20 protein-coding genes are annotated in these 22,762 nt (G+C 68.9%); 9 read left to right on the forward strand and 11 right to left on the reverse strand.

Annotated features, from left to right (window positions below; translation table 11 throughout):
• Positions 1-58: 58 nt before the first annotated feature.
• From ACTMTF_RS40635 to ACTMTF_RS40655, 5 genes are all read left to right on the forward strand, one after another.
• Positions 59-682, forward strand: coding sequence for a TetR/AcrR family transcriptional regulator (locus ACTMTF_RS40635; protein WP_441115441.1), 624 nt, complete (start codon positions 59-61; stop codon positions 680-682).
• Positions 682-2,418 (forward strand): ABC transporter ATP-binding protein, encoded by a 1,737-nt coding sequence (locus ACTMTF_RS40640; RefSeq protein ID WP_441115442.1) that lies wholly within the window; start codon positions 682-684, stop codon positions 2,416-2,418. The genes ACTMTF_RS40635 and ACTMTF_RS40640 overlap by 1 nt, the downstream gene beginning before the upstream one ends.
• Positions 2,415-4,367 carry an ABC transporter ATP-binding protein gene (locus tag ACTMTF_RS40645; protein ID WP_441115443.1) on the forward strand — a complete coding sequence of 651 codons (1,953 nt, stop codon included), beginning with the start codon at positions 2,415-2,417 and terminating at the stop codon, positions 4,365-4,367. The genes ACTMTF_RS40640 and ACTMTF_RS40645 overlap by 4 nt, the downstream gene beginning before the upstream one ends.
• 258 nt (positions 4,368-4,625) lie before the next feature.
• Complete coding sequence (locus tag ACTMTF_RS40650; protein ID WP_441115444.1) at positions 4,626-5,504, forward strand: C40 family peptidase; 879 nt, start codon at positions 4,626-4,628, stop codon at positions 5,502-5,504.
• A 181-nt stretch (positions 5,505-5,685) separates the two neighbouring features.
• Positions 5,686-8,925, forward strand: coding sequence for a BTAD domain-containing putative transcriptional regulator (locus ACTMTF_RS40655; RefSeq protein WP_441115445.1), 3,240 nt, complete (start codon positions 5,686-5,688; stop codon positions 8,923-8,925).
• Between the two features lie 88 nt (positions 8,926-9,013).
• Here the strand turns inward: ACTMTF_RS40655 and ACTMTF_RS40660 are convergent, their stop codons facing one another.
• Complete coding sequence (locus ACTMTF_RS40660; protein WP_441115446.1) at positions 9,014-9,484, reverse strand: rhodanese-like domain-containing protein; 471 nt, start codon at positions 9,482-9,484, stop codon at positions 9,014-9,016.
• A gap of 115 nt (positions 9,485-9,599) precedes the next feature.
• Here ACTMTF_RS40660 and ftrA point away from each other — a divergent pair, with 115 nt between their 5' ends.
• The 3 genes from ftrA to ACTMTF_RS40675 all read left to right on the forward strand — a co-directional run bounded on the left by ftrA (position 9,600) and on the right by ACTMTF_RS40675 (position 11,737).
• Positions 9,600-10,598: a transcriptional regulator FtrA gene (gene ftrA / locus ACTMTF_RS40665; protein ID WP_441115447.1), complete on the forward strand. Its 999-nt coding sequence runs from the start codon at positions 9,600-9,602 to the stop codon at positions 10,596-10,598.
• A 105-nt stretch (positions 10,599-10,703) separates the two neighbouring features.
• Positions 10,704-11,564: an SDR family oxidoreductase gene (locus tag ACTMTF_RS40670; protein WP_441115448.1), complete on the forward strand. Its 861-nt coding sequence runs from the start codon at positions 10,704-10,706 to the stop codon at positions 11,562-11,564.
• A complete protein-coding gene (locus ACTMTF_RS40675) occupies positions 11,561-11,737 on the forward strand; it encodes a hypothetical protein (RefSeq protein ID WP_441115449.1) in 177 nt (58 codons plus the stop codon). Before ACTMTF_RS40670 ends, ACTMTF_RS40675 begins: the two co-directional genes overlap by 4 nt.
• Here ACTMTF_RS40675 and ACTMTF_RS40680 read toward each other — a convergent pair.
• From ACTMTF_RS40680 to ACTMTF_RS40690, 3 genes are read right to left on the reverse strand one after another with little or no spacing between them, the layout of a single operon-like run.
• The gene (locus ACTMTF_RS40680) at positions 11,734-12,300 is read right to left on the reverse strand and encodes an NAD(P)H-dependent oxidoreductase (RefSeq protein ID WP_441115450.1); all 567 of its coding nucleotides are present in this window, start codon (positions 12,298-12,300) and stop codon (positions 11,734-11,736) included. The two genes, ACTMTF_RS40675 and ACTMTF_RS40680, sit on opposite strands and share 4 nt — an antisense overlap.
• Positions 12,297-13,364: an LLM class flavin-dependent oxidoreductase gene (locus ACTMTF_RS40685; RefSeq protein ID WP_441115451.1), complete on the reverse strand. Its 1,068-nt coding sequence runs from the start codon at positions 13,362-13,364 to the stop codon at positions 12,297-12,299. The genes ACTMTF_RS40680 and ACTMTF_RS40685 overlap by 4 nt, the downstream gene beginning before the upstream one ends.
• A gap of 55 nt (positions 13,365-13,419) precedes the next feature.
• On the reverse strand, positions 13,420-13,986 hold the full coding sequence (locus ACTMTF_RS40690; protein ID WP_441115452.1) for a YceI family protein: 567 nt from the start codon (positions 13,984-13,986) through the stop codon (positions 13,420-13,422).
• Positions 13,987-14,088: 102 nt separating this feature from the next.
• Between ACTMTF_RS40690 and ACTMTF_RS40695 the strand changes: the two genes are divergently transcribed.
• Complete coding sequence (locus tag ACTMTF_RS40695) at positions 14,089-14,562, forward strand: MarR family winged helix-turn-helix transcriptional regulator (RefSeq protein ID WP_441115453.1); 474 nt, start codon at positions 14,089-14,091, stop codon at positions 14,560-14,562.
• On the opposite strand, the gene ACTMTF_RS40700 is transcribed toward ACTMTF_RS40695, so the two are convergent.
• From ACTMTF_RS40700 to ACTMTF_RS40730, 7 genes are all read right to left on the reverse strand, one after another.
• Entirely contained in the window at positions 14,505-15,920 is a 1,416-nt protein-coding gene (locus ACTMTF_RS40700) for an MFS transporter (protein ID WP_441115454.1), read from the reverse strand. The genes ACTMTF_RS40695 and ACTMTF_RS40700 overlap by 58 nt on opposite strands.
• Positions 15,917-17,032, reverse strand: coding sequence for an AMP-binding protein (locus tag ACTMTF_RS40705; protein ID WP_441115455.1), 1,116 nt, complete (start codon positions 17,030-17,032; stop codon positions 15,917-15,919). Before ACTMTF_RS40705 ends, ACTMTF_RS40700 begins: the two co-directional genes overlap by 4 nt.
• A gap of 26 nt (positions 17,033-17,058) precedes the next feature.
• Complete coding sequence (locus ACTMTF_RS40710; RefSeq protein ID WP_441115456.1) at positions 17,059-18,048, reverse strand: ATP-grasp domain-containing protein; 990 nt, start codon at positions 18,046-18,048, stop codon at positions 17,059-17,061.
• A gap of 7 nt (positions 18,049-18,055) precedes the next feature.
• Positions 18,056-20,308, reverse strand: a complete 2,253-nt coding sequence (locus ACTMTF_RS40715; protein WP_441115457.1) for an alpha/beta fold hydrolase — start codon at positions 20,306-20,308, stop codon at positions 18,056-18,058.
• Positions 20,305-20,988 carry a class I SAM-dependent methyltransferase gene (locus tag ACTMTF_RS40720; protein ID WP_441115458.1) on the reverse strand — a complete coding sequence of 228 codons (684 nt, stop codon included), beginning with the start codon at positions 20,986-20,988 and terminating at the stop codon, positions 20,305-20,307. The genes ACTMTF_RS40715 and ACTMTF_RS40720 overlap by 4 nt, the downstream gene beginning before the upstream one ends.
• 434 nt (positions 20,989-21,422) lie before the next feature.
• Positions 21,423-21,968 (reverse strand): TetR/AcrR family transcriptional regulator, encoded by a 546-nt coding sequence (locus ACTMTF_RS40725; protein WP_441115459.1) that lies wholly within the window; start codon positions 21,966-21,968, stop codon positions 21,423-21,425.
• Positions 21,969-22,053: 85 nt separating this feature from the next.
• Positions 22,054-22,524, reverse strand: coding sequence for a nuclear transport factor 2 family protein (locus ACTMTF_RS40730; RefSeq protein WP_441115460.1), 471 nt, complete (start codon positions 22,522-22,524; stop codon positions 22,054-22,056).
• Positions 22,525-22,762 lie beyond the last annotated feature (238 nt).

Raw genomic sequence — 22,762 nt, forward strand, 5'->3', positions numbered from 1 at the left:
CGATGCCTGGCCTAAAACCATTTGAACGAGTGAGTACTCGCTCATTAGAGTGAGTCGCATGACCAGAAGGCGAAGGGTGCCGGCCATGGCACCAGAAGACCGCCGTGCCGCGCTCATCGCCGCCACGCTCCCCTTGCTGCGCGAGCACGGCACCGCGGTGAGCACCCGGCAGATCGCCGAGGCCGCGGGCGTGGCCGAGGGAACGATCTTCGGGGTCTTCCCCGACAAGGCCTCGCTGCTCCGGGCGGCACTGATGAGCGCGTTCGACCCACAACCGGCGGTGGACGCGCTGGCGGCCATCGACACGCGGATCGAGCTGCGCGCACGGCTGCGCGAGGCGGTCACGATGTTGCGGGCGGGAATGAACGCCAACATCAACCTCATCGCCGCGCCCAGGGAGCTGATGGCCGAAGACGCCGAATTCCGCGAGCGGATGATGGACAGCCGGCGTCGCATGTCGGCCGGGCTCGCCCTTCTGGTCGAGCCCGATCGCGACCGGCTGCGCCGCTCTCCCGAGGCCACGGCGCAGCTGCTGCTCATGCTGATCGCGGTGAGCGTGCACCGTGACCTCGGCCAGGGCGGCGAGTTCGGAGACATGGACGACGAGGAGATCGTCTCCGTTCTGCTCGACGGGCTGCTCGTGCGACCCTCCTCGATCCCTCCCACAGAAAGCCCCTCGTGATGCTGCTCCGCCTTCTGCGGGCCCAGCTCAGGCCGTACGGGAAAGAGATCACGCTCGTCGTCCTCTTCCAGTTCGTCCAGACCCTGGCCACGCTCTATCTCCCCACACTGAACGCCGACATCATCGACGACGGCGTCGTCAAGGGCGACACCGGTTACATCACCCGCATCGGGCTGGTGATGCTCGGTGTGACGCTCATCCAGATCGCCTGCTCGTTCGTGGCCGTCTACTACAGCGCCCTGATCTCGATGGCGCTGGGCAGGGACCTGCGGGCCGCGATCTTCCACCGGGTACAGGACTTCTCCGCCCAGGAGGTCAACAGGTTCGGCGCGCCGTCGCTGATCACCCGTACCACCAATGACGTTCAGCAGGTCCAGGTGCTCGTGCTGATGGCGTTCACGATGATGGTGGCCGCGCCGATCATGTGCGTCGGCGGCATCGTGCTGGCGCTGCGCCAGGACGTGGCGCTGTCGTCGCTGCTGCTCGTCGCGCTGCCCGTGATGATCCTCGTCGTGGGCGTGATCGTGGTGCGGATGCGCCCGCACTTCCGCGCGATGCAGGAGCGCATCGACCGGATCAACCAGGTGTTACGCGAGCAGATCACCGGCATCCGGGTGATCAGGGCCTTCGTTCGCGACAGGCACGAGCGCGAGCGCTTCGCCGTGGCCAACGAGCAGCTGACCGATGTGTCGCTGCGGGTCGGGCGGCTGATGGCGCTGATGTTCCCCGCGGTCATGCTGGTGGTGAACGTGTCCAGTGTCGCCGTGGTCTGGTTCGGCGGCCACCGCATCGCCGACGGATCCATGCAGGTCGGCGCGCTGACCGCGGTCATCTCCTACCTGATGCAGATTCTCATGTCGGTGATGATGGCGATGTTCATGTTCATGATGATCCCGAGGGCCGAGGTCTGCGCCGAGCGCATCGAGGAAGTGCTCGACTCCGAGCCGACCGTCCACCCGCCGGCGACCCCCGTCATCCCGGACAGACGCCTCGGCGAGCTGGAGTTGCGCTCCGTGGACTTCCGTTACCCGGGCGCCGAGGAGCCGGTGTTGTCCGAGGTGAGCTTCGTGGCGCGGCCTGGCCGTACCACCGCGATCATCGGCAGCACGGGCAGCGGCAAGACGACGCTGCTCAACCTCATCCCCCGCCTGTTCGACGCGACCGAGGGCGAGGTGCTGGTCGACGGCGTCAACGTACGCGATCTCGATCCGGCCGTGCTCTCCCGGGCGGTCGGCCTGGTCCCGCAGTCGCCCTACCTCTTCTCCGGCACCGTCGCCTCCAACCTGAGGTACGGCAGGCCGGACGCGACCGACGAGGAGCTGTGGCAGGCCCTGGAGGTGGCCCAGGCCCGTGAGTTCGTCGAGGAGATGCCCGGTGGTCTGGACGAGCCGATCTCCCAGGGCGGCACGAACGTCTCCGGTGGTCAGCGCCAGCGCCTGGCCATCGCCAGGACCCTGGTGCACCGGCCCGAGATCTACCTGTTCGACGACTCCTTCTCCGCCCTCGACTACGCCACCGACGCCCGGCTGCGCGCCGCGCTGGCAGCGGAGATGACCGACGCCACGCTCGTCATCGTGGCCCAGCGCGTGAACACGATCCGCGACGCCGACCGCATCCTCGTGCTCGACGACGGCCGCGTGGTCGGCTCCGGTGACCACGCCGAGCTCATGACCACCTGCCCGACATATCGCGAGATCGTGCTGTCCCAGCTCACCGAACAGGAGGCCGCAGCATGACCACCCAGGCGCCCCCGCGCCGTCCTCAGGGCGGTATCGGCCCGGGCGCGATGATGTCCGGACCCGCCGAGAAGGCACTCGACTTCGGCGGTTCACTCCGCCGCCTGCTGCTCCTGCTGCGTCCCGAGCGCGCGCTGCTGATCGTCGTCCTGGCCTTCGGTACGGCCAGCGTCGCGCTGACCGTGACGGGCCCCAAGCTCCTCGGTCACGCCACGGACCTGATCTTCGCCGGCATCATCGGAGCCCGGCTGCCCGCGGGGAGCACCAAGGAGCAGGCCGTGGCGGGGCTGCGCGCCGACGGCCAGGGCACCTTCGCCGACATGGTGTCGTCGATGAGCGTGGTGCCCGGCCGCGGCATCGACTTCACCGCGCTGGCCCAGGTGCTGGGCTGGGTGCTGGCGATCTACCTGCTCGCGGCGCTGCTCGGGATCATGCAGTTCCGGCTGACCACGACCATCGTGCAGCGGGCGGCGTCCCGGCTGCGCGAGCGGATCGAGGCCAAGCTGGCGCGGCTGCCGCTGAGCCACTTCGACGGCCAGTCACGCGGTGAGATCCTCAGCCGCGCCACCAACGACACCGACAACATCGCGCAGACGCTGCAGCAGACGATGAGCCAGCTCATCTCGTCGGTGCTGACGGTCGTGGCGGTGCTGGCGGTGATGTTCTGGATCTCGCCGCTCCTGGCGCTCATCGCGCTGGTCACGGTGCCGCTGTCGATCTACGTCACCGCGGTCATCGGCAAGCGGTCGCAGCCGCAGTTCATCGAGCAGTGGGCGACGACGGGCAAGCTCAACGGCCATATCGAGGAGATGTACGGCGGGCACACGCTGGTGAAGGTGTTCGGCAGGCAGCAGGAGGCCGCCGTGACCTTCGCCGAGCACAACCAGGCCCTGTTCACCTCCAGCTTCCGCGCCCAGTTCATCTCCGGCCTCATCCAGCCGGCGATGATGTTCATCGGCAACCTCAACTATGTGCTGGTCGCCGTGGTGGGCGGGCTCAAGGTGGCCTCGGGCTCGATCTCGCTGGGCGACGTGCAGGCCTTCATCCAGTACTCCCGCCAGTTCAGCCAGCCACTGACCCAGGTGGCCGGCATGGCGAACCTGGTGCAGTCGGGCGTCGCCTCGGCCGAGCGGGTCTTCGAGCTGCTGGAGGCTCCGGAGCAGTCACCGGAGCCCGCCGAACCCGCGCGGCCGGCGCAGGTCAGGGGCCGGGTGGCGTTCGAGAACGTGTCCTTCCGCTACGCGCCGGACCGGCCGCTGATCGAGGACCTGTCGCTGACCGTGGAGCCCGGCCAGACCGTCGCCATCGTCGGCCCCACGGGGGCGGGCAAGACAACGCTGGTCAACCTCATCATGCGCTTCTACGAGGTGACCGGCGGCCGCATCACCCTCGACGGCGTCGACATCGCCGAGATGTCCAGGGAAGAGCTGCGCGCCAACCTCGGCATCGTGCTGCAGGACACCTGGCTGTTCGGCGGCACGATCGCGGAGAACATCGGCTACGGCGCGGAAGGCGCCACGCTCGAACGGATCGAGGCCGCCGCGGCGGCCGCCCACGTGGACCGCATCGCGCACACGCTGCCCGACGGCTACGACACGGTGATCGACGAGGAGGGCGCGACCGTCAGCGCGGGCGAGAAGCAGCTGATCACGATCGCCCGGGCGTTCCTGTCCGAGCCGGCGATCCTGATCCTGGACGAGGCGACCAGCTCGGTCGACACCCGGACCGAGGTGCTCATCCAGCAGGCGATGAGCTCGCTACGCGAGGGCCGCACCAGCTTCGTCATCGCCCACCGGCTGTCCACGATCCGCGACGCCAGCCTGATCCTGGTCATGGAGAACGGGCGGATCGTCGAGCAGGGCACGCACGAGTCGCTGCTGGCCTCGGGCGGCGCCTACGCCCGGCTGCACGCCGCCCAGTTCACCCAGCCCGTGGCCGAGGTGGACTAGCGCCCGTACCACGCCACGGCGCGTGTCCGGTACGGGTGGAGTACGGACAGCGCCGTGCCAGTGGCGATCCCTAACGTTCGGAGCAAGCCGCCATGACCTGTACGGGCCCGCGGCCGACAGCCGTGGACGTGCGGCAACGCCTGACTTTGCCATTCCCACATTCCTCGAAAGCGACAGGCCGCCAGGGGTTGCGAGTCTCGCCGATTCCACGACGACAGGAATCTCCACCATGAGAGGAAGCACGTGAAACCCAGAATCATGACGTTGCTCGTGGCCTTCGTCGTCTCGATCTCCGGTGCCGTCTTCGTGGCCGCGCCGCCGGCGTCCGCCGACGGGTTGAGCAACCCGAGCGGCACCCTCACCGTCGAATGCCCGGGTGCCAAGGCCTTCATTCAGGTCGACTGGAAGGCCGGCGACAGGGTGACCGTTCGCTGGCGTCTCGAGGACACCGGCACGGCGACCGCCATCTCTCCGGTGCTGCGGATCCAGGCCCACGACGCCGACCACGACGGGGCGCCCTTCATCTTCCCCAGCGGCGAGCCGCACTTCGTCCTCAGAGGCGGCAACGGCCACCACGAGGTCGGGCTCAAGTCCGACTGGAACCCCGACAACATCCCCAACATCAACCACCTCAGGGTGCAGGTCCAGAACGGGACGACCGATCAGGGAACCCACTGCACCGAGGTTCGGGAGATCTACAACTGGACCATGATCGGCCACAAGAACGCCATGGGCAAGCGCGGCATACCCTACGTCCTCGGGGGTGAGGACACCCCGGAGCGTCCGGGCCTCGACTGCTCAGGCTTGGTCATGGCCTCCTACAACCCGATCGGCAACTTCCCCGGCTGGCCGGTCCGCCGCGCCGTCGACATGTGGAACTGGGCCAAGGACCACCAGACCCCGTCGAAGTTCTACGCCAAGTCGGTCGACTACGCGGACCTCAAGGTCGGTGACCTGATCTTCTACAAGACGACCGACGAAGCGGTCGGCCACGTCTCCTTCTGGGAGGGGGACGGAAACGTCCTCGACGCACTCGAGCCGGGCACCGAGGTCTCGGTCCATCCCGAAGGCGGTCTCCGCAACGTCCGCGTCGACGCCTTCCGCATCCTCGGTGTCGCGACCGTCCCCACCGGATGACATCGCTCCTGGATATCCAGGCCGCGACCGGGACATCTAGGACAGACGACTACTGATCCCCCAGCAGATACGCATGACACGGACCCCAACGTGCTTCCGCCGCACGCTGGGGTTCGTGGCGTCTCCTGGCCTAGGATCGTCTGGTGTCCCGGAGATCGCGGATCAACGGTCTGCTCACTCGGTGTGGGCGCGAGTGAGGGAGACGAGCTTCGGCGGGCTGCTTCGAGCCCATCGCCTCCGAGCCGGACTGACGCAACGGCAACTCGCCGAGCGGGCGGGCGTGAGCGCGGGCACGATCCGCGATCTGGAACAGGGCCGGACGAGAAGCCCGAAGCGGGACTCGGTCCAGGCCATCGCCGCCGCACTCGGGGTGAGCGGGCCCGACGTCGAGCGACTGCACGCCGCCGCCGCCGAGACCCATCGCGCCCAGCGCGCCGACGCCGGTCCGGTCCGTGGCGGCTCGCTGCGCATCCGTGTGCTCGGTCCGATCGAGGTCTGGCACGGCGATGTCCAGGCATCCCTCGGCTCCGACCTGCAACGCACGCTGCTCGCGCGGCTCGCGCTCGGCGCCGGTGCGGCGGTCGGCCAGAACGAGCTGATCGACCTGCTGTGGCAGCACGGCGAAACCCAGCACCCGGTGAGCCTGCTGCATACGCTCGTCGCCAGGTTACGGCGGCTGCTGGACGCAGACGGCGTGCTCCTCGGCGGTCAGACCGGCTACCGGCTCGCGGTCACCGCCGACCAGCTGGACCTGCTCGCGTTCCGCGACCTCACCACACGGGCGGCGTATGACACACCGGAGGAGGCGTTCGGCCGGCTCGCCGAAGCCATCGCGCTGTGGCGCGGTGAGATCGGCGCGGAGCGGGTGGCGTCGAGTCCGCTGTACACCGCGCTGGCCACCGAGTACGCCACCACCGTCCAGACGTTCGCCACGCTGGCGCGCGATCTCGGCAAGCCGGAACGGGCCCTGAAACCGGTGCGGGAGCTGGCGAATCGGCGCGAGCTGGACGAGCCGCTGCACGTCGAGCTGATCCTGACCCTGGCCGCGAGCGGCCGGCAGGCGGAGGCGCTCGCGGCGTACGACCGGATCCGGTCCGCACTCGCCGACCAGCTCGGCATCGACCCCGGCGACCGGCTGCGGTCCGCCCAGCTGGCGGTGCTCCGGCAGCAGGAGCGGCGCGGCCGACGGACAAGAGGGCGGACCGCGATCCAGCAGGCGCCCGCCGCGCCGCCGGACTTCGTCGGCAGAGCGGACGAAATGGCCAGGATCGAGGCCGCGCTCGCCAGGACGGGCCAGGAGTCCGGACCGGCCTCGTCCAGAATCGTGCTGATCGACGGCATCGCCGGAGTCGGTAAGACCGCTCTCGCGCTCGCCACCGCGCACCGGTTGCGCGCGCAGTATCCCGACGGTCAGCTCTACGCCGACCTGCGCGGCACCACCGCGACCGCACTCGAACCGATGCTGGTGCTCGGCCGGTTCCTGCGCGCCCTCGGCGTGCCGAGCAGGCGGATCGGGACCGACGAGACCGAGGCGGCCGCGTTGTTCCGCAGTGAGCTCGCCGACCGGCGGATGCTGGTGCTGCTGGACAACGCGCATGACGCCGACCAGGCCCGGCCGCTGCTGCCAGGTGCGGGCGGCAGCGACCTGATCGTGACCAGCCGGCGCAGGATGCTCGGCCTCGCCGGTGCGTGCGCCGTCCATCTCGAACCGCTCAACCGGGAGGAGTCGATCACCCTGATCGCCGCGACCGCGGGATCACATCGGATCGACGCCGATCCCGACGCGGCCGGCGAGCTCGCCGAGGCGTGCGCACGGCTGCCGCTCGCGCTGCGCATCGCGAGCGCGCGACTGGCCACCCGGCAGGCGTGGACCATCGCCGACCTGACCCGTCGGCTGCACGACGACAACCGCAGACTCACCGAGCTGTCCACCGGCGAGTCGAGCGTGCTCACCAGTTTCCAGCTCAGCTACGCCGATCTGAGCGCAGCCGCCCAGCGCGCGTTCCGGCTGTGCAGCCTGCACCCCGGTGACGACTTCGGCGCCGACAGCACCGGGGTCCTGCTGGCGATGCCGCCGACCGACGCCGACCGCGTGCTGGAGGACCTGCTCGAGACCAACATGCTGATGCAGTACGCGACGGACCGCTACCGGTTCCACGACCTGCTGGGCCTGTACGCCCGGCGGCTGCTCGCCGATGACGCCGAGGGCGAAAGCGCGCGCTCCCGGCTGTACACCTGGTACACCGACGCGGTGACGGCCGCGATGGAGTGGGTGTACCCGCAGCTCGTACGGCTCGACACGCATGCGGAGCGGGACACGTTCTTCGCCACCGAGGCCGACGCGCTCGCCTGGCTGGACGCCGAGCTGCCCGCGCTGGTCGCCGTCGTCAGGCACACGGCCGAGTCCGCCGACCGCGCGCTGTCCTGGCGGATCACCGACCAGCTCCGCGGCTACTTCCTGATCCGCCGGCACATCGACGGCTGGCTGCCCGCGGCGGAAGTCGGTCTGGACGCGGCCGCCAGAGCCGGCGACGACGTCGCGCGGACCGCGATGCTGATCAGCCGTGGCCAGGCGCTGTGGTCGGTCGGCCGGGACGAGGAGGCGCTGTCCGACTGCCTGGCCGGTGAACAGCTGGCGGTCACCACGGGCTGGACGACCGCCGCAGCGTACCTGTCCCATTCCATCGGATGGCTCTATCTGGAGCAGGGCAAGCTCGCCGACGCGGAGGAGTGGCTGCACCGCGCGCTTGAGCTGACCGAGAACGACCGGCTCGGCCACGTGCGGGCGGTCGCGCTCAACGGGCTCGGGGTGATGCGGCTGTGCCAGGGCGAGCTGCGGGACGCCGCCGAGCTGCTCAAAGCGGCCCTGGAGATCAACGAGGCGACCGGCCGGGAGACGTCGGCGCTGGCCAACCGGGGCAATCTGGCGAGCGCGTTACGGCAGCTCGGAGCGCCGGCGCGCGCCGCCGACCTGCTCACCGACGTGCTCGCGGCGTACCGGAAGAGGTCGAACCTGCGCGGCGAGCTGTCCACCTTGGACGAGTTGAGCCAGGTGCACAGACAGCGCGGGAACGCCGCCACCGCGCTGGAGGTGGCCAGGCGAGCGCACGACATGGCGATCGCGGTCCACGACAGGAAGGCCACGGCGCAGACCGCGGCCACCGCGGCGCAGGCGTACCTCGCGCTCGGCGACGCGACGGCCGCCGCCCAGTGGTTCGAGCGCTGCGTGACGATCGCGCACAACACCTACCCCTACGTGGAGGCACGGGCGCTGGTCGGCCTCGCCACCGCCCGGCTCGCCGCCGGTGACCCGGCCTCGGCGAGCTACAACGCCGAGCAGGCCGTGGCGATCGCCGGATCCTGCGGTTTCCGCCTGCTCGAAAGGCAGGCCCTGACCGCGCTGCACGCGTCCAGACGATAGGGGCCACGGGCGCGATCGGGGAGGGCCGACCCGCACGCTCGTCCTGCATGAGGGGACGCGACTCGTCATGATCGATTCGGCGGTCATGTCAGCAGCCACAGGAGTCGGCGAGAGGCGGGGCGGTCAGATCGTCCACCGGCCGGCGGATCAAGCCGTCCTCCGTCCGCACCGGAAAGCCTTCGCGCACCCAGTACTCGTAGCCGCCGATCATCTCCTTGACCTGGTAGCCGAGTTCGGCGAACTCGAGAGCCGCCCGGGTGGCGCCGTTACAGCCGGGCCCCCAGCAGTAGGTGACGACGGCGGTGCCGGGCGGGATGACCTCCGCCGCCCGAGCGGCGATCTCCCGGGTCGGCAGGTGCACAGCGCCGGGCAGGTGCCCCTGCTGCCATGCCTCGACGCCGCGCGAATCGACCACGACGAGCCCGGGCGCACCGGTCTCCAGGTCGGCATGGACGTCGCTGACATCGGCTTCGAAGGTCAGCCGCGCGGCGAAGTGGGCGGCGGCCGCCGCCGGCGCGGCCGGAGGGGTTGAGAGGACGACCGAGATCACGTTTGTCATGTCCACGATCCTGGTCATGGCCACCGGCCGGCACCAGTGTCGGGAACGACGTCCCCCGCTAAGATCCCGCCATCTGTCACGTTGCGTAGATGACGCTGTTTGCTAAGTTTCCGCCATGCATCCACCAGCGCGGCGCGGCCCGAGCGTGTCCGTCCTGGCCTACGACGGCATGTCGGTCTTCGAGACCGGCATCGTCACCGAGGTGTTCGGCCTGCCCCGGCCGGAGTTCGACGTCGCCTGGTACGACCTCACCATGTGTGCCGAGGATCCCGGCCCGCTACGCGTCATCGGCGGCGCGAGCCTGTACACGCCACACGGCCTGGACGCGTTCGCGACGGCGCAGACCGTGATCGTGCCCGGCGTGTCCGACATCACGGCAGACCCGTCGCCCGAGCTGGTCGCCGCGCTGCGCCAGGCCCATCGCCGGGGTGCGCGCATCATGTCGATCTGCTCGGGAGCATTCGCCCTCGCCGGCGCCGGACTGCTGGACGGCCGCCGGGCCACGACCCATTGGCGCTACGCCGACCAACTGCGCCGGCGCCATCCCGGCGTCGACGTCGACCCCGGCGTCCTCTACATCGACAACGGGGACGTGCTCACCAGCGCCGGCAGCGCCGCCGGCCTGGATCTGTGCCTGCACATCGTTCGACGGGACTTCGGGGCCGCGATCGCCAACGCGGTCGCCCGGCGGCTGGTGATCCAACCACACCGCGATGGCGGTCAGGCACAGTTCATCGAGGCTCCCATGTCCGCCCACTCCGACGACGACCGGGTCGCGCGGAGCATGGCATGGGCGCTGGCGAACCTCCCGAGTCCCATCACGGTGGACGCGCTCGCCCGGCAGGCGCGCATGTCGGCCCGCACCTACCTGCGGCACTTCACCCGCTCGACCGGCACCACACCGATCCGGTGGCTGATCGACCAACGGATCCAGGCAAGCCTGGCTCTGCTGGAGACCACCGGCACGCCGATCGAGGAGATCGCCAGGACGGTCGGCTTCGACACCGCGGTCACCTACCGCCACCACTTTGCCCAGGCGATGCGGACCTCGCCGTCCGCCTACCGCCGCGCCTTCCACTTGGGTTCAGGGAGATCTGCGCCGGCCACTAACTAGACGATACGGTCCGTCTTGACTCAGCGAAGAGGAGTGGGTACTGTCACGTCTCAAGGCGAGACGAACCGTCTCGTATAAGGTAGGCAACCCATCGGAGTCCTGCATATGCGCACCCCGGAAACCGTCCCTTCCCGCACCTGGTTCATCACGGGAGCCAGCCGCGGCCTGGGCCGTGCGTTCGCTCTCGCCGCGCTGGAGCGCGGCGATCACGTGGCCGCCGCCGCCCGCACCATCACCCGACAGGACTTCGACGACCGGTACGGCGATCGGCTGCTCGCCCTTCCGCTGGACGTGACCGACCGCGACGCGGTGTTCACCGCCGTGAACACCGCCGTGGAGCACTTCGGCCGGCTCGACATCGTGGTGAACAATGCCGGGACCATGTCCTCGGGCATGATCGAGGAGTTCACCGAAGCCGAGGCGCGCGCCCAGCTGGAGGTCAATCTCTTCGGGGCGATGTGGGTCTGCCAGGCCGTCCTGCCGCAGCTGCGCGCCCAGCGCTCCGGCCACATCGTGCAGGTCTCCAGCATCGCGGCCCTGGGCGGCTTCCCGAGCACCGGGATGTACAGCGCGAGCAAGTTCGCGCTGGAGGGCATGAGCGAGGCGCTGGCGATGGAAGCCGCCACGTTCGGCGTCAAGCTCAGCATCGTCCAGCCCGGCGGCTACTGGACCGACCTGTACACCAGCATGACCACCACGTCGCCTTCGGCGCAGTACGGCCCGCTGCGCGCCGAGCTGGAAAAGCAGTGGGCCGAGGGCTCGATCGACAGCGAACCGCGGCTGGCCGCCGAGGCGCTGCTGAAGCTGGTCGACAGCGACGACCCGCCGCTGCGGCTGCTGCTCGGCAGCATGGTCTACGACCTGGCCTTCGACATCTCCCGGCGGCGGATGGCGACCTGGGCCGCCTGGGAGCAGGTCAGCCGCGCCGCCGAACACGCCGTACCCGCCCCCGGAACCGACGGATGAACGTCCTCGCGGCCGGACTCGTGGACGAGGTGGCGATGGACGTGGTGCCGGTGGTGTTCGGGTCGGGCAAACGCTACTTCGGCAGCATCGACGGGCAGCATCTTCTGGAGGATCCCCACGTGGTCATCCAGGGCGAACGGGTGCTGCATCTGAGGTTCAAGATACGCCGCTAGCCGCGCGCACGGTGCGGGCCGGCGGCCAGCGCCTTCAGCTGCGGCATGATGTCGGCCAACCCCACTTCGACGCGGCTGTACACCTCGCCGTTGAGGACGACGGTGCCGTCGAAGTCACCCGCGTTGGCGTAGAAGCCGACCGGCGCGGTCGCGGCCTGGAAGAAGCCGAAGAGCGGCCGGAGCGCGTGCTCGATGACGAGCGCGTGCCGATCGCTTCCCCCGGTGGCCACCAGGATGACGGGCTTGTTGGCGAGGCCGTACTGGTCGACCAGGTCGAAGAAGTGCTTGAACATTCCGGAGTACGACGCCCGGAACACCGGTGTCGCCGCGATGACCACGTCGGCTTCTTCGACCAGACGGATCTGGTGTTCGACCTCGGGCGGCACATCCTCGCGCACGGTGGCTCCGGCGAAGCTCGGCCCGAGCCGGTAGACATCGATTTGATGGAGTTCGACCGGCAGGGATTCGCTGAGCCGGGACGTGACGAGGCCGGCGAGCCCCATGGTCTTCGACCGCTCGTTGGGGCTGCCGTTGACGACGACGACTCTCAGGGGGTGGCTCATGCCAGGCTCCCGGCGGTGCGGGACAGCTCACGCCGCATCACCGGCGCGACCTCGGCCCCGAGACGTTCGATGGCGGCGAGGTGGTCCCGGTGCGGCATGTGTCCGTAGCCGAGATGGAAGACGGCTCGGGTCACCCCGTACACCTCGTGGTAGGTCATCAACTTGTCGATGATCTCCTGTGGACTTCCCACGAGCAGCCCGCCGCCCGGCGTGGCCTGCGCGTCGAAGGCGCGTCGCGGCAGGTCGAATCCGGCTCCGCGCTGGTGGTTGTTCTCGCGCATACCTACGGTGAAATACGGATACATCGTGTCTCGAGCGCCCTGGCTGGTCGCGCCGACGTAGCCGTGGGCGGTGATGCTGACCCGCGCGTTCGCCGCCGGATGGCCGGCGGCCTCGAACGCCTCGCGGTACTTCGCCACCCCGTCGGCGAACTGGCCGATCGGCCCCAGCACCAGACCGAGTGCCAGGGGCAGGCCCAGTGAGCCCGCTCGGACGGCAGAGGCGGGGGTGCCTCCGCTGCCGATCCAGATCGGCAGCTCGCCGACCGGCCGGGGCGCGATGTCGAGTCCGGTGAGGTCGCGAGTGTACGGCCCGCCACGCCAGACCGGGGGGTTGCCGCCGCGGATCGCGAGAAGGGCGTCGAGCTTCTCCCGGTACAGGTCCGCGTAGTCGGCCGTGTCGTAACCGAACAACGGGAACGACTCGCTGAAGGAGCCTCGACCGGCGATGATCTCGGCTCGGCCGCCGGAGAGCAGATCCAGGGTCGCGAAGTTCTGGAAGACCCGGACGGGGTCTTCCGAGCTCAGCACGGTCACGCCGCTGGTCAGGCGGATGCGTTTCGTCCGGGCGGCTATCGCCGCCAGGATGACCGGCGGGGCCGACGCGACGAAATCAGATCGGTGATGCTCGCCGACACCGTAAAGGTCCAGACCGGCTTCGTCAGCGACGACCGCCTGCTCCACGATCTCGGCCATGCGGTCGCGTGGTGACATCGGCTTGCCGGTCCTGAGGTCGGGACTGATCTCGCCGAAGGTGATGATCCCGACTTCGAATGGATGGGTCATTTCCGTCCTCGAATGCGAATCTGGGAGGCGACCGCCCCCGGCGGACAGTGACATGTCAGACCGGCTTGGTGGCGGCGATCTCGAACTCCAGCGTGACCTTTTCGCCGATCAGGACGCCGCCGGTCTCCAGGGCGGCGTTCCAGGTGATGCCGTAGTCCTTGCGGTTGATGACCGCAGAGCCTTCGAAGCCGATGCGGTGGTTGCCGAACGGGTCCAGAACCCCGCCCTGGAATTCGAACGGCACGGTGATGGAGTTCGTGATGCCCTTGATGGTCAGGTCGCCGGTCAGCTCCACCGTCTGCTCGCCGGTGACCCGGACTCCGGTGGAGACGAAGGTGATCTCCGGGAACTGGTCCATCGCCAGGAAGTCGCTGCCGCGCAGGTGCTCGTCACGCTGCCCGTTGTGGGTGTCGATGCTGGCGACCTTGATGGTGACGCGCGCGGTGGTCCTGTCGCGATCCCCCGCGTCGATGCGCACGCCGCCCTCGAACTCGTTGAACTGGCCGCGGACCTTGGTCACCATCGCGTGCCGGGCGACGAACCCGAGCCGGGTGTGGGCGGTGTCGAGAACGTAGTCGCCGGAGAGGTCGGACAGGTTGGTCGTTGCCGTGGTGCTGGTCACGTCGCTGCTCCTGAGATCCGTGAGCGCCACCCTTTTGGTGACGCATCACCTACATGACATGGAACATACATGACGTGTCACGCACCCTGCTACACTGCCCGTGTGGCTGTGACGAACGACATACCGTGGCTGAACGATGACGAGCAGCACATGTGGCGCCAATGGATGGCCCTCAACGCGGAGCTTCTGGCGACGCTCAACCGCGAGATGCAGGCCGACGCCGGGCTGTCGAACCCGGACTTCCAGGTGCTAGTCGTGCTCACCGAATCCGCCGAAGGACGCATCCGGATCACCGATCTGGCGAAATCGCTGCAGTGGGAGCGCAGCCGGGTGTCACACCACGTCGCGCGGATGGAGAAACGCGACCTGGTGTCCCGGCTCGGCTGCCCGGAGGACGGTCGTGGCGCCTTCGTCCGCATCACCGAGGCGGGGCGGGCGGCCATCGAGCATGCCGCGCCCGGTCACGTACGCGCCGTACGACATCTGGTTTTCGACGCGCTCACCACGGAAGAGGTGTCTCAGCTCGACGAGATCTTCCACCGCCTGCGGTCCCGCGCCGGCCTGTCAACCGAATGAACCGCCAGGGCGGCGACGAGGAGCGCCAGCAGCGGGAGGAGGAGCAACGTGAGCACGGTTCCCGTCGAGCCATCCGCCGTCGCCCTGCCGTGCAGGAGGAGACCGACTGCGGCGCTGCCCGCCAACGAGCCGAACTGGAGCACGGTGCCGAGCACCCCGGAAGCGGTGCCTGCCACGTTCGGCGTGACCTGGCGCAGCGCGATGCCGGTCAGCGGAGTGAAGAGCATCGAGTTGCCCGCACCGACGACCACCATCGACGCGATGATGCCGCCCCACGTCACCCCGTCTCCCAGGGACAGCGCCAGCGACGCCATGCCGACGGCTGATAAGGCGAGCCCGGCCAGCAGCAGCCTTTTCGGGTCGACGCGGTCCGACAGCCGGCCGACGAAGGGCGCCAGGAGCATCGAGGTGAGTGAGGCAGGTGCGATGAGCGCCCCTGTTGCCAACGGGGCGAGCCTGAGCTCGTCCTGAAGGACGAAGGACAGGATGAGGGTGAAGCTCAAGACGCTCATGGAGACGGACGCGCCCGCCAGGGTCATGAGCGCATAGTTGCGGTCACGGAAGAGCGCGAACGGTATCAGCGGCTCAGCGTGCTGCTTCCTGCTCTGCTGACGCACGAAGCAGCACATCAGGACGATCGCGCAGCAGGCGGTCGCCACGATCCAGCCGTTCCAGCGATTGGCGCTTCCCTGCGTCATGACCAGCACCGCGCAGAGCAGGGCGGGCGACAGGAGCAGCACCCCTATCGGATCCAGCCGGCGGACCTTCCCGGAGCGGAGATCGGGGATGAGCACCAGGGCGAGGAGCAGGAGCGACAGGCCGATGGGGACATTGATGAAGAAGACCGCCCTCCAGTCGTAGACGTGGACCAGCAGCCCGCCTATCACCGGCCCCGCGACCGCGGCACCTGCCCCGGCGGCCCCTCTGACGCCCAGGGCGGTGCCGCGTCGCTCAGGGGGAAAGACCACCATGATCAGCGCCAGGACCTGCGGCAGCAGAAGCGCCGCGCCCAGCCCCTGGAACGCTCGCGCCCCGATGAGCTGCCAAGGACTCTGTGCCAGGCCGCACATCAGACTGAAGACGGTGAACACCGCGAGCCCGCAGACGAACACGCGTTTCTGGCCCAGCACGTCGCCCAGGCGGCCCGTGGTGATGAGGCTGACGGCCACCATCAGCACGTAGGCGTTCACCGCCCACAGCCCTTCCGGCACGGTGGCGCCGAGGTCTCGGATGATGCTCGGGAGTGCCACCACGAGGACCGTCATGTCCAACTGCGCCATGAAGTAGCCACCCACGAGCAAGGGGAGGATCGCCCGGCTCCGCACGCCTTTCCCGGCGCCCGGGGCAGTCGGGCTCATCCGGCCGTGGCTTTCACCCAGACGGCTGGGGGCACCTTGTTGGTTCTGTCCACCCGATGGAGCTGTGACACCCTCTCTATCGCGATCGCCTGAGGATGCTGCCGCAGCACCGTCCGAAAGCGCGTGAACTCCTTCATCAGCGCCGCCCGCAGGAGCGTGACGCTCGCCGTGCCGACGTACTTCACGGTGACGGCGCTCACCGCCATCCGGGCATCGCTCAGCCCGGCCAGCTCCAGCTGGGCTTCCCGTACTCCTCGCACCTGGTGGACGACGTCCAGGACCTCTCCGATGCCGAAGGTCGCCCCGTAGAACTTGACCGCGTCGTCGGCCCGCCCGAGCACCCTCAACCCGTCCGGACGGCCGCAGCGGCACTCAGCGGGGGCGATGCGATCGCCCAGCCGGTAGCGCACGACCGGGGCCGTCCAGCCGGATCCGATCCGCGTCAGCAGCGCGCCCCGGTCGTCCGGCTCGATGAGCTGATCCGGCATCAGGTGCAGGGTGGTCAGATCGCAGTCGGGCGTGTTCGTCGCGATCACATAGGTCTCCACCGAGCCGTAGTTGCCCCAGAATCGGGCTTGGGGGAACGCCTCCCGGACCATGTCCACGTTGCTCTGGTTCCATGGTTCGGCCATCCAGATGATGGTTTCGATCGGGAGACTCGTCGCCGTGTCGAGCACGGCCCGGGCGAGATCCGCCAGGCCGGTCGGCGTACCGGCGACCGCGTTGACGCCGACCTGCGCGAAGGTCTGCGGCCATCGTCCCGCTTCCTGTGGGGGCAGCGGCCCGTGGGGGATGACGGTGCAGTGGCTGCGCTCGGCGAGCCGGTGCATGTAGTAGTGCGAGGCCCACAGTCGGCCCGCGTTGAAGAGGTTCAGCAGGACATCCCCTCGGGCCAGGGGTCGCCACTCTTCCAGCAGCCGATCGATGGCCTGGTGGTAGGGGACGAAGGTGAGTTTGGGCGCGCCGGTCGTGCCACCGCTGGACATGAGCATCGCGCCGCTGTCACCTGCCATCGCCCGGGTCATGTCCAGCACGTCGGCCGGCCCGGTCACGTCGAGATCCGCCAGGCCGGTCGCCGACTCCGGCGCTCCTGCGCCGCGGGCGTGGCTCATCACCTCGTCTGTCGCGATCCGGCCTATCACGAGAGCCGTTCCGCCTTCCCGATCCAGGCGGCGTGCTCCCGTGCGTACGTCCGGAACCGGGCTTCGACGATGCCGCGGGCTATCGCCGCCTGCTCGGTGTTCTGGCTGAATCCCACCGCGCCGTCAGGTTCGATCTCCGACAGCCAGAACCGGTCGCCGTCGATGATGAAGTCGAGCGTGAAGTACGGCAGCCGGAGCTTGTCGGCCACATAGGAGACGGTTTCGTCCAGTTCCGGCAGCGACTGCAGATATTCCCTCTCGTGACGGGCGCCGCTGGCCTTGGTGGCCATGAGGCAATAGCCGTCCTTCGAGCCCCGGAGAATGGTGTGCGGCTTTCCGTCGATGACGAAGATCCTGCATTCCCCGACATTCTCGAAGTACGGCTGCACCACCAGGGCGGTGTCGGAGCCACCTGCCAAGCCGATGACGCCGCGCAGGTCGTGGATGTTCTGCACGACGCTCACGCCCAGCCCCATCCCCCAGTAAGCAGGCTTGACGATCAGCGGGTACGCGAGGTTGCTCAGCGCCGCGTCGTAGTGGCAGGTCGCCCCGGAGCGTCCGGTGCCCAGCCTGACCGTCGGCAGCGGGGCCACCGGGCTGCCGCTCAGGAACACCATCGTGGCCAGCTTGTCGCGCCCGATGTACGCGATCCTCGGTGGGATCGGCAGGTAGAAGCCCGCCTGCTCAAGAACGCTGTACAACGTCACCTGGCCGCAGGCGTCCTGGGTCTGGTGCGGAAGTATGTAGAAATGCGTGACGAAGATCGTGTCCTCGGGCGTCACCCGTTCCCCGTTGAGGAAGAACCGCACGTCGTCGATCCGGGTGGCGTCGACGGCGATCTCCTCCGGTTGGTGCAGGGACATCTCCAGCCCGAGGCCCTTCGCGACCTCTTGGTAGTGGCCCCAGACGTTGTCGTGCTCCAGACGACGCTGCGTGGCCGTACCCCGATCGGGATAGATCCAGCACAGCCGACGCGCCGAGTTCACGCTGATGTCATCCATGTTCGCCAGGCCTTCCCGCGCTGAATTTCCGGAGTTCGGAGACGAATTTCTCGGTTTCCTCGACGAAGGGGAGATGGCCGCTGTCGGCGAAGGTGACGAGCGTGGCGTCGGCCATCGCGTCCGCCATCCACTTGCCGATGTCCGTGGGGAAGATCTGGCTCTTCGCCCCATGCATCAGCAAGGTCGGAACGGTGATCCCGGTGATCTGCGTCCGCCAGTCCTGGGCCAGGGCGTCTGTCCAGAGCGCCTGCAACGCGGTCGCCGTGCAGCGTTTCGACTCGGCGATGAGCCCGTTCAGCAGGTCCTGGTCGGGTTCCGTGCCGACCGCGAAGCAGTTGCGGACCAAGCCCTCCAGAAAGGAATCGCGCTCCGCCACGACGCTCCGTCCCACGTCGCGGGCGCCCGCGCGGTCGAGGCCGCCGAAGGCGGCGTGTTCCCAGCCGTCCTCGGACAGGAGGCGGGGCGACATCTCTATCGACACCAGCCTCGACACCCGGTCGGCTCCGAACCGGTGGAGATAGGAGTAGGCGACGCCGGCGCCCAGCGACCATCCGATCAGCGTGATCCCGTGCAGGTCTCGACGCTCGATGAGGTCGTGCACCTCCTCTGCCGCCTCGCCGATCGTCCAGTCCGGAGGAGCCGGCGGGCTCGCCCCGTGGCCGCGCAGGTCCATGGTGATGACGTCGTGGTCGGTGCGCAGGTCGGCCACGGCCCGGTCGAAGTAGCGGGCGGTCATCCCCCACCCGGGCACGATCACCATGGTTCCGGTGGCTTCGCGCCGCGAGCGGCGTACGAGGGGGCCTGACGCCACTCGTTCGCGCAGCAGCGCCTTGTCGGGCTTCCCCACAGCGGTGTACGGAACGGCGTCCACGATGTGGATGTCCCCCACGAGCCCGTGGTGGTCCAGCCGGCTCCCGATGGAGGCGACGGCGTCCGCGTCCGGCACATCTAGGGGTCGAGCGACCACCAGGACGTTCTCGTCGTACGCTCCCGGCCGGGTGGCGAGGCTGACGGATTCGGCCACCGGACAGTTCGCGACCAGGTCCGCATCGAGCATGGGAGTGCAGATGGGACCGTGCGAGGAGCGCAGTGTCTCCGATGCCCGGCCGAGGATCCGGTACCGTCCGTCGCCATCGCGGCGGGCGATGTCGCCGGTCCAGTACTCTCCGTTGCGAAAAGTACGCGCGTGGGCATCGAGATCGTTCAGGTATCCCTCGCTCGTCCAGGGCGAACGCAGCACCAGCTCCCCGATGTCGGCTGTGCCCGGGGAGAGAGGCACCAGCCGGGCGCCGACCCCCGGCACCAGGGGCATGGCCCCCTCGTCCTGGACGACGTCGTCCAGATTGACGGCCGCCAGGCCGAATTCGGTGGAGCCGAAGAGCTGACGGATGCGCACACCGAGTATGTCGGCGCAGTCGCGGACGACCGCCGGGCTGAGATAGGTACCGCCGCAGAACGGCAGCCGCAGACTCGTCAGATCGGGGCACGCCCCGGCACGGGCCGCCTGGACGAGCTGCTCATAGTGACGGGGCAGGGCGCTCATCACGGTGGCTCCGCAGGCGGACAGGTGCGTGAGGAGTTCGTACGGGGTCGACTCGACGTCGGCCAGCACCAGCTCCGCGCCTGCGAGCAGGGCGGCGAACAGGTGCAGGTCGGTGGCGTGGGCGACGTCCAGCGTGTGCCGGCAGAAGAACACGTCGGTGTCGCGCGGTCCCGTGTGCGCGATCCATCGCTGCCGCTCGGCGAGGAACTTGTCCTGCCGCCAGGACATGAGCTTGGGGAATCCCGTCGAGCCCGAGGTCCACAGGTATCGGAACACTCCCGGGGATGGGCGGTGCGGTTCCCCGTACGGCAGCGGATCGGCGGCCGAAAGCTCGTCCAGGCCCACGTGGGGGATGGCGGCGCGGAGCTCCAACCTGCTCCCGTCCACCACCATGAGGGTGGCTCGGGTGAGAGCGAGGGCGGTTTCGACATCGCCCTGGCCGAACTCGCGGATCATCGGCACGTAGGAAGCGCCGATCCGGGCCGTCGCCAGGATGAGTGCCACGTAGCCGGGGCTGTTGCCCAGCGAAGTGGCGATGGTGTGCCCTTCTCGTACGCCTGCCCGCCGGAGGCCGCCCGCGATTCCGCCGACGAGGGCTAGCAGTTTCGCGTAGCTGATGACGGCGCCGTCGGCCGTCCGGACCGCGCACTTGTCCAGCCGAGCCGACGCGGCTGAGTGGAAGGCGTCGTAGAGCACGGTCACGCCCGGGTCCAGCCGGCGTACGTGGCGAAGCGCCAGTTCTTGACCAGGCAGTCGACCTGGTCGAATCCGGCCTGCCGTAGCCAGCGAAGCTGGGTTTCCAGGTCGGCGCAGATGTCGTGCTTCATGCGTTCGCGTCCGGCGGCCCACTCGTCCGGCGGGGTCTCGGAGTCGAGGACATGCCTTTCGTGCTGAGTGTCGTACAGCGACTCCAGCGACGGGAATGGGGCGAGAATCTGCTCGACATTGACGAAGACGCCCCCGGGCTGGAGCACGTCCCTGATGCGCCCGAACAGGCGCCGCTTCTCCTCGTGCGGAAGGTGGTGAATCGCCAGCGCTGACACGACGGCGCCGAAGGGGCCGCCCTCCAGCGTCCCGGTCAGATCGGCGATGCGCGTCGTGACGAGGTCGTCGCCGGCGAAGCGGGCTCGGGCCTGGTCGAGCATGTCGTCGGAATGGTCGACCAGGGTCAGCCGCGCCTGCGGCAACCGCCGCCGGAGGGTGGCACTGAGCAGTCCGGTACCGGCGCCGAGATCCAGGATGCCGGCATCGGACGCCACACTGGCGGCGACCGCTTCGGCCGCGCCGGCGTAGAGCAGATCGAACGAGGGAATGAGCTGCCTGCGTAACGCGTCGTAGGTCTTCGGGTTCCAGAGGTCCGTGCGTGTCGTGGCCTTGATCATGTGATCTCCTCACGGGTGAGGTTTACTGCTGCTCCATGGCCAGGGGCTCCGCCCGGCCACGGTCGCGACCCACGGCTCACCCATGAGCCGATGGTGAGGGCCATCCGCATGCGAGACCCTCACGTTCCGCCCGATCCGCCGCCAACCTGCCGCTTCCTTCCGCACGACGGCAGCTTCTCCACCAGGGCTTGACGAACCTGACATGGCGTCCTGCTGTGCCCGGTGCCCGATCCGGAGGAGCTCGCCCCGGGCGGCCGCTGGGCCGCGCCGGTGCGCTGGGCGCTGCTCGACTGCCCGGACGAGGTACGCCTCCACCGGCTGCAGGAGCGCGGCGCGCCGCGGGAATGGATCGAGCATTCTCACGTGGGCGCGCACCAGCGGATGACCGAGCCAGGCGGGCTCTGCCGGCCGCCGGTGCGCGGGGAAAGGTGTCGCTACGCGCGTAGCGTGCGTGCCCACGGGGCGTCGACGGCGGCGGCGTCGATCGCCACCACGACATTGCTGAGCAGGGCGTCCGCGAAGTAGCGGCGGATCTGCTCGTCGGAGGCGCCGGAGACGGCGCGGATGTACTCGATCTGCTTGGCGTAGCACTGGCGCACCGCCTCGCCGATGACCGGCTCACCCGCGCAGCCCTGGGCGTGCATGAGGATCATCAGCACGTCACGGTCGGCGATGACCTGGTCGTACGAGGCGGTCAGGGCTCGCAGGACCACCTCCGGGTCGGTGCTCCGCACCGACGCCGCCGCGGCGGCCACGGACTCCCGCAGGCGGTTCGAGCAGTAGTCGACCAGGGCCGCGAACAGCGTCTCCTTGTCCTTGAACAGCCGGTACAGGTATCCCTGCGAGATGCCCGCGGCCTTGGCCACGTCCATCGTCGAGGTCCCGTAGTAGCCGCGCGCGGCGAACGACTTGATCGCCGTGCGCATGACCGTGGCCCGGCGCTCCTCGGCGGTGGAACGCTGCCGTGTCCTGGTTTCCATGGAAGTAATCAACCACATCCCGCAGGGGCGTCAAACCGCCTGGTCCGTTCCGGCCCCCGACGGGGGCCGGCGGTGACCTACGCCTTCAGTCGCTGAACGCCGACACCATGTCGTCAGTGCCGCCGCCGAGGGCCTCGATGGCCACCTGCGGGTTCCAGAAGTCGACGTAGCGGCTGAACCTGCCGTCCTTCGTCTCCACCACGGAGATGTAGGTCTGGTTGTAGGGCCGGCCGGTCGCCAGGGCGACGCCCTCGCTCTTGAGCTCGGCGATGACCAGCGAGGGGTCCACGGTCTCGTGGAAGCGCAGGTCGGTGAACTCGACGCGGAAGTTCTCGGAGAAGCTCCTCAGGTGCCCGCGCAGCTCCTGCCTGCCCACGATCCGGGCCGGGTAGCCCTTCGGTGCGTAGGGGAACTCCAGCACCCCGTCCTCGGTGAACAGCTCCCCCCACTCGGCGATCCGCCCGGCGGCCAGGTGGTCCAGGTGGTTCCTGAACGTCTGCTGCGCGGCAGCCCGGACGCTGTCGGTGCTCTGCGGTGTGGAGACGGTGTCGCTCATGTCTGAACCTTCCCTGATGTATACAAGCGGTTGACCACTTTATTAAATGGGCAGCATGCACGCCGATCAAGCCAGTCGTACAGCTGAACTAGATGTAAGTAATAGACCACTTCCATCTGAGCGTCAAGCGCCCAAGACCGGCCGCACGTGGATGCGCTACCGCCCCATAAGATCCCCCGTACGTCATAGCCGCACAGGCGCCACCCACGCCGTCGGGAACGCCAGCCGAGCGAAATGG

The organism is Nonomuraea sp. ZG12 (genome assembly GCF_052068115.1).
Classification (GTDB): Bacteria; Actinomycetota; Actinomycetes; order Streptosporangiales; family Streptosporangiaceae; genus Nonomuraea.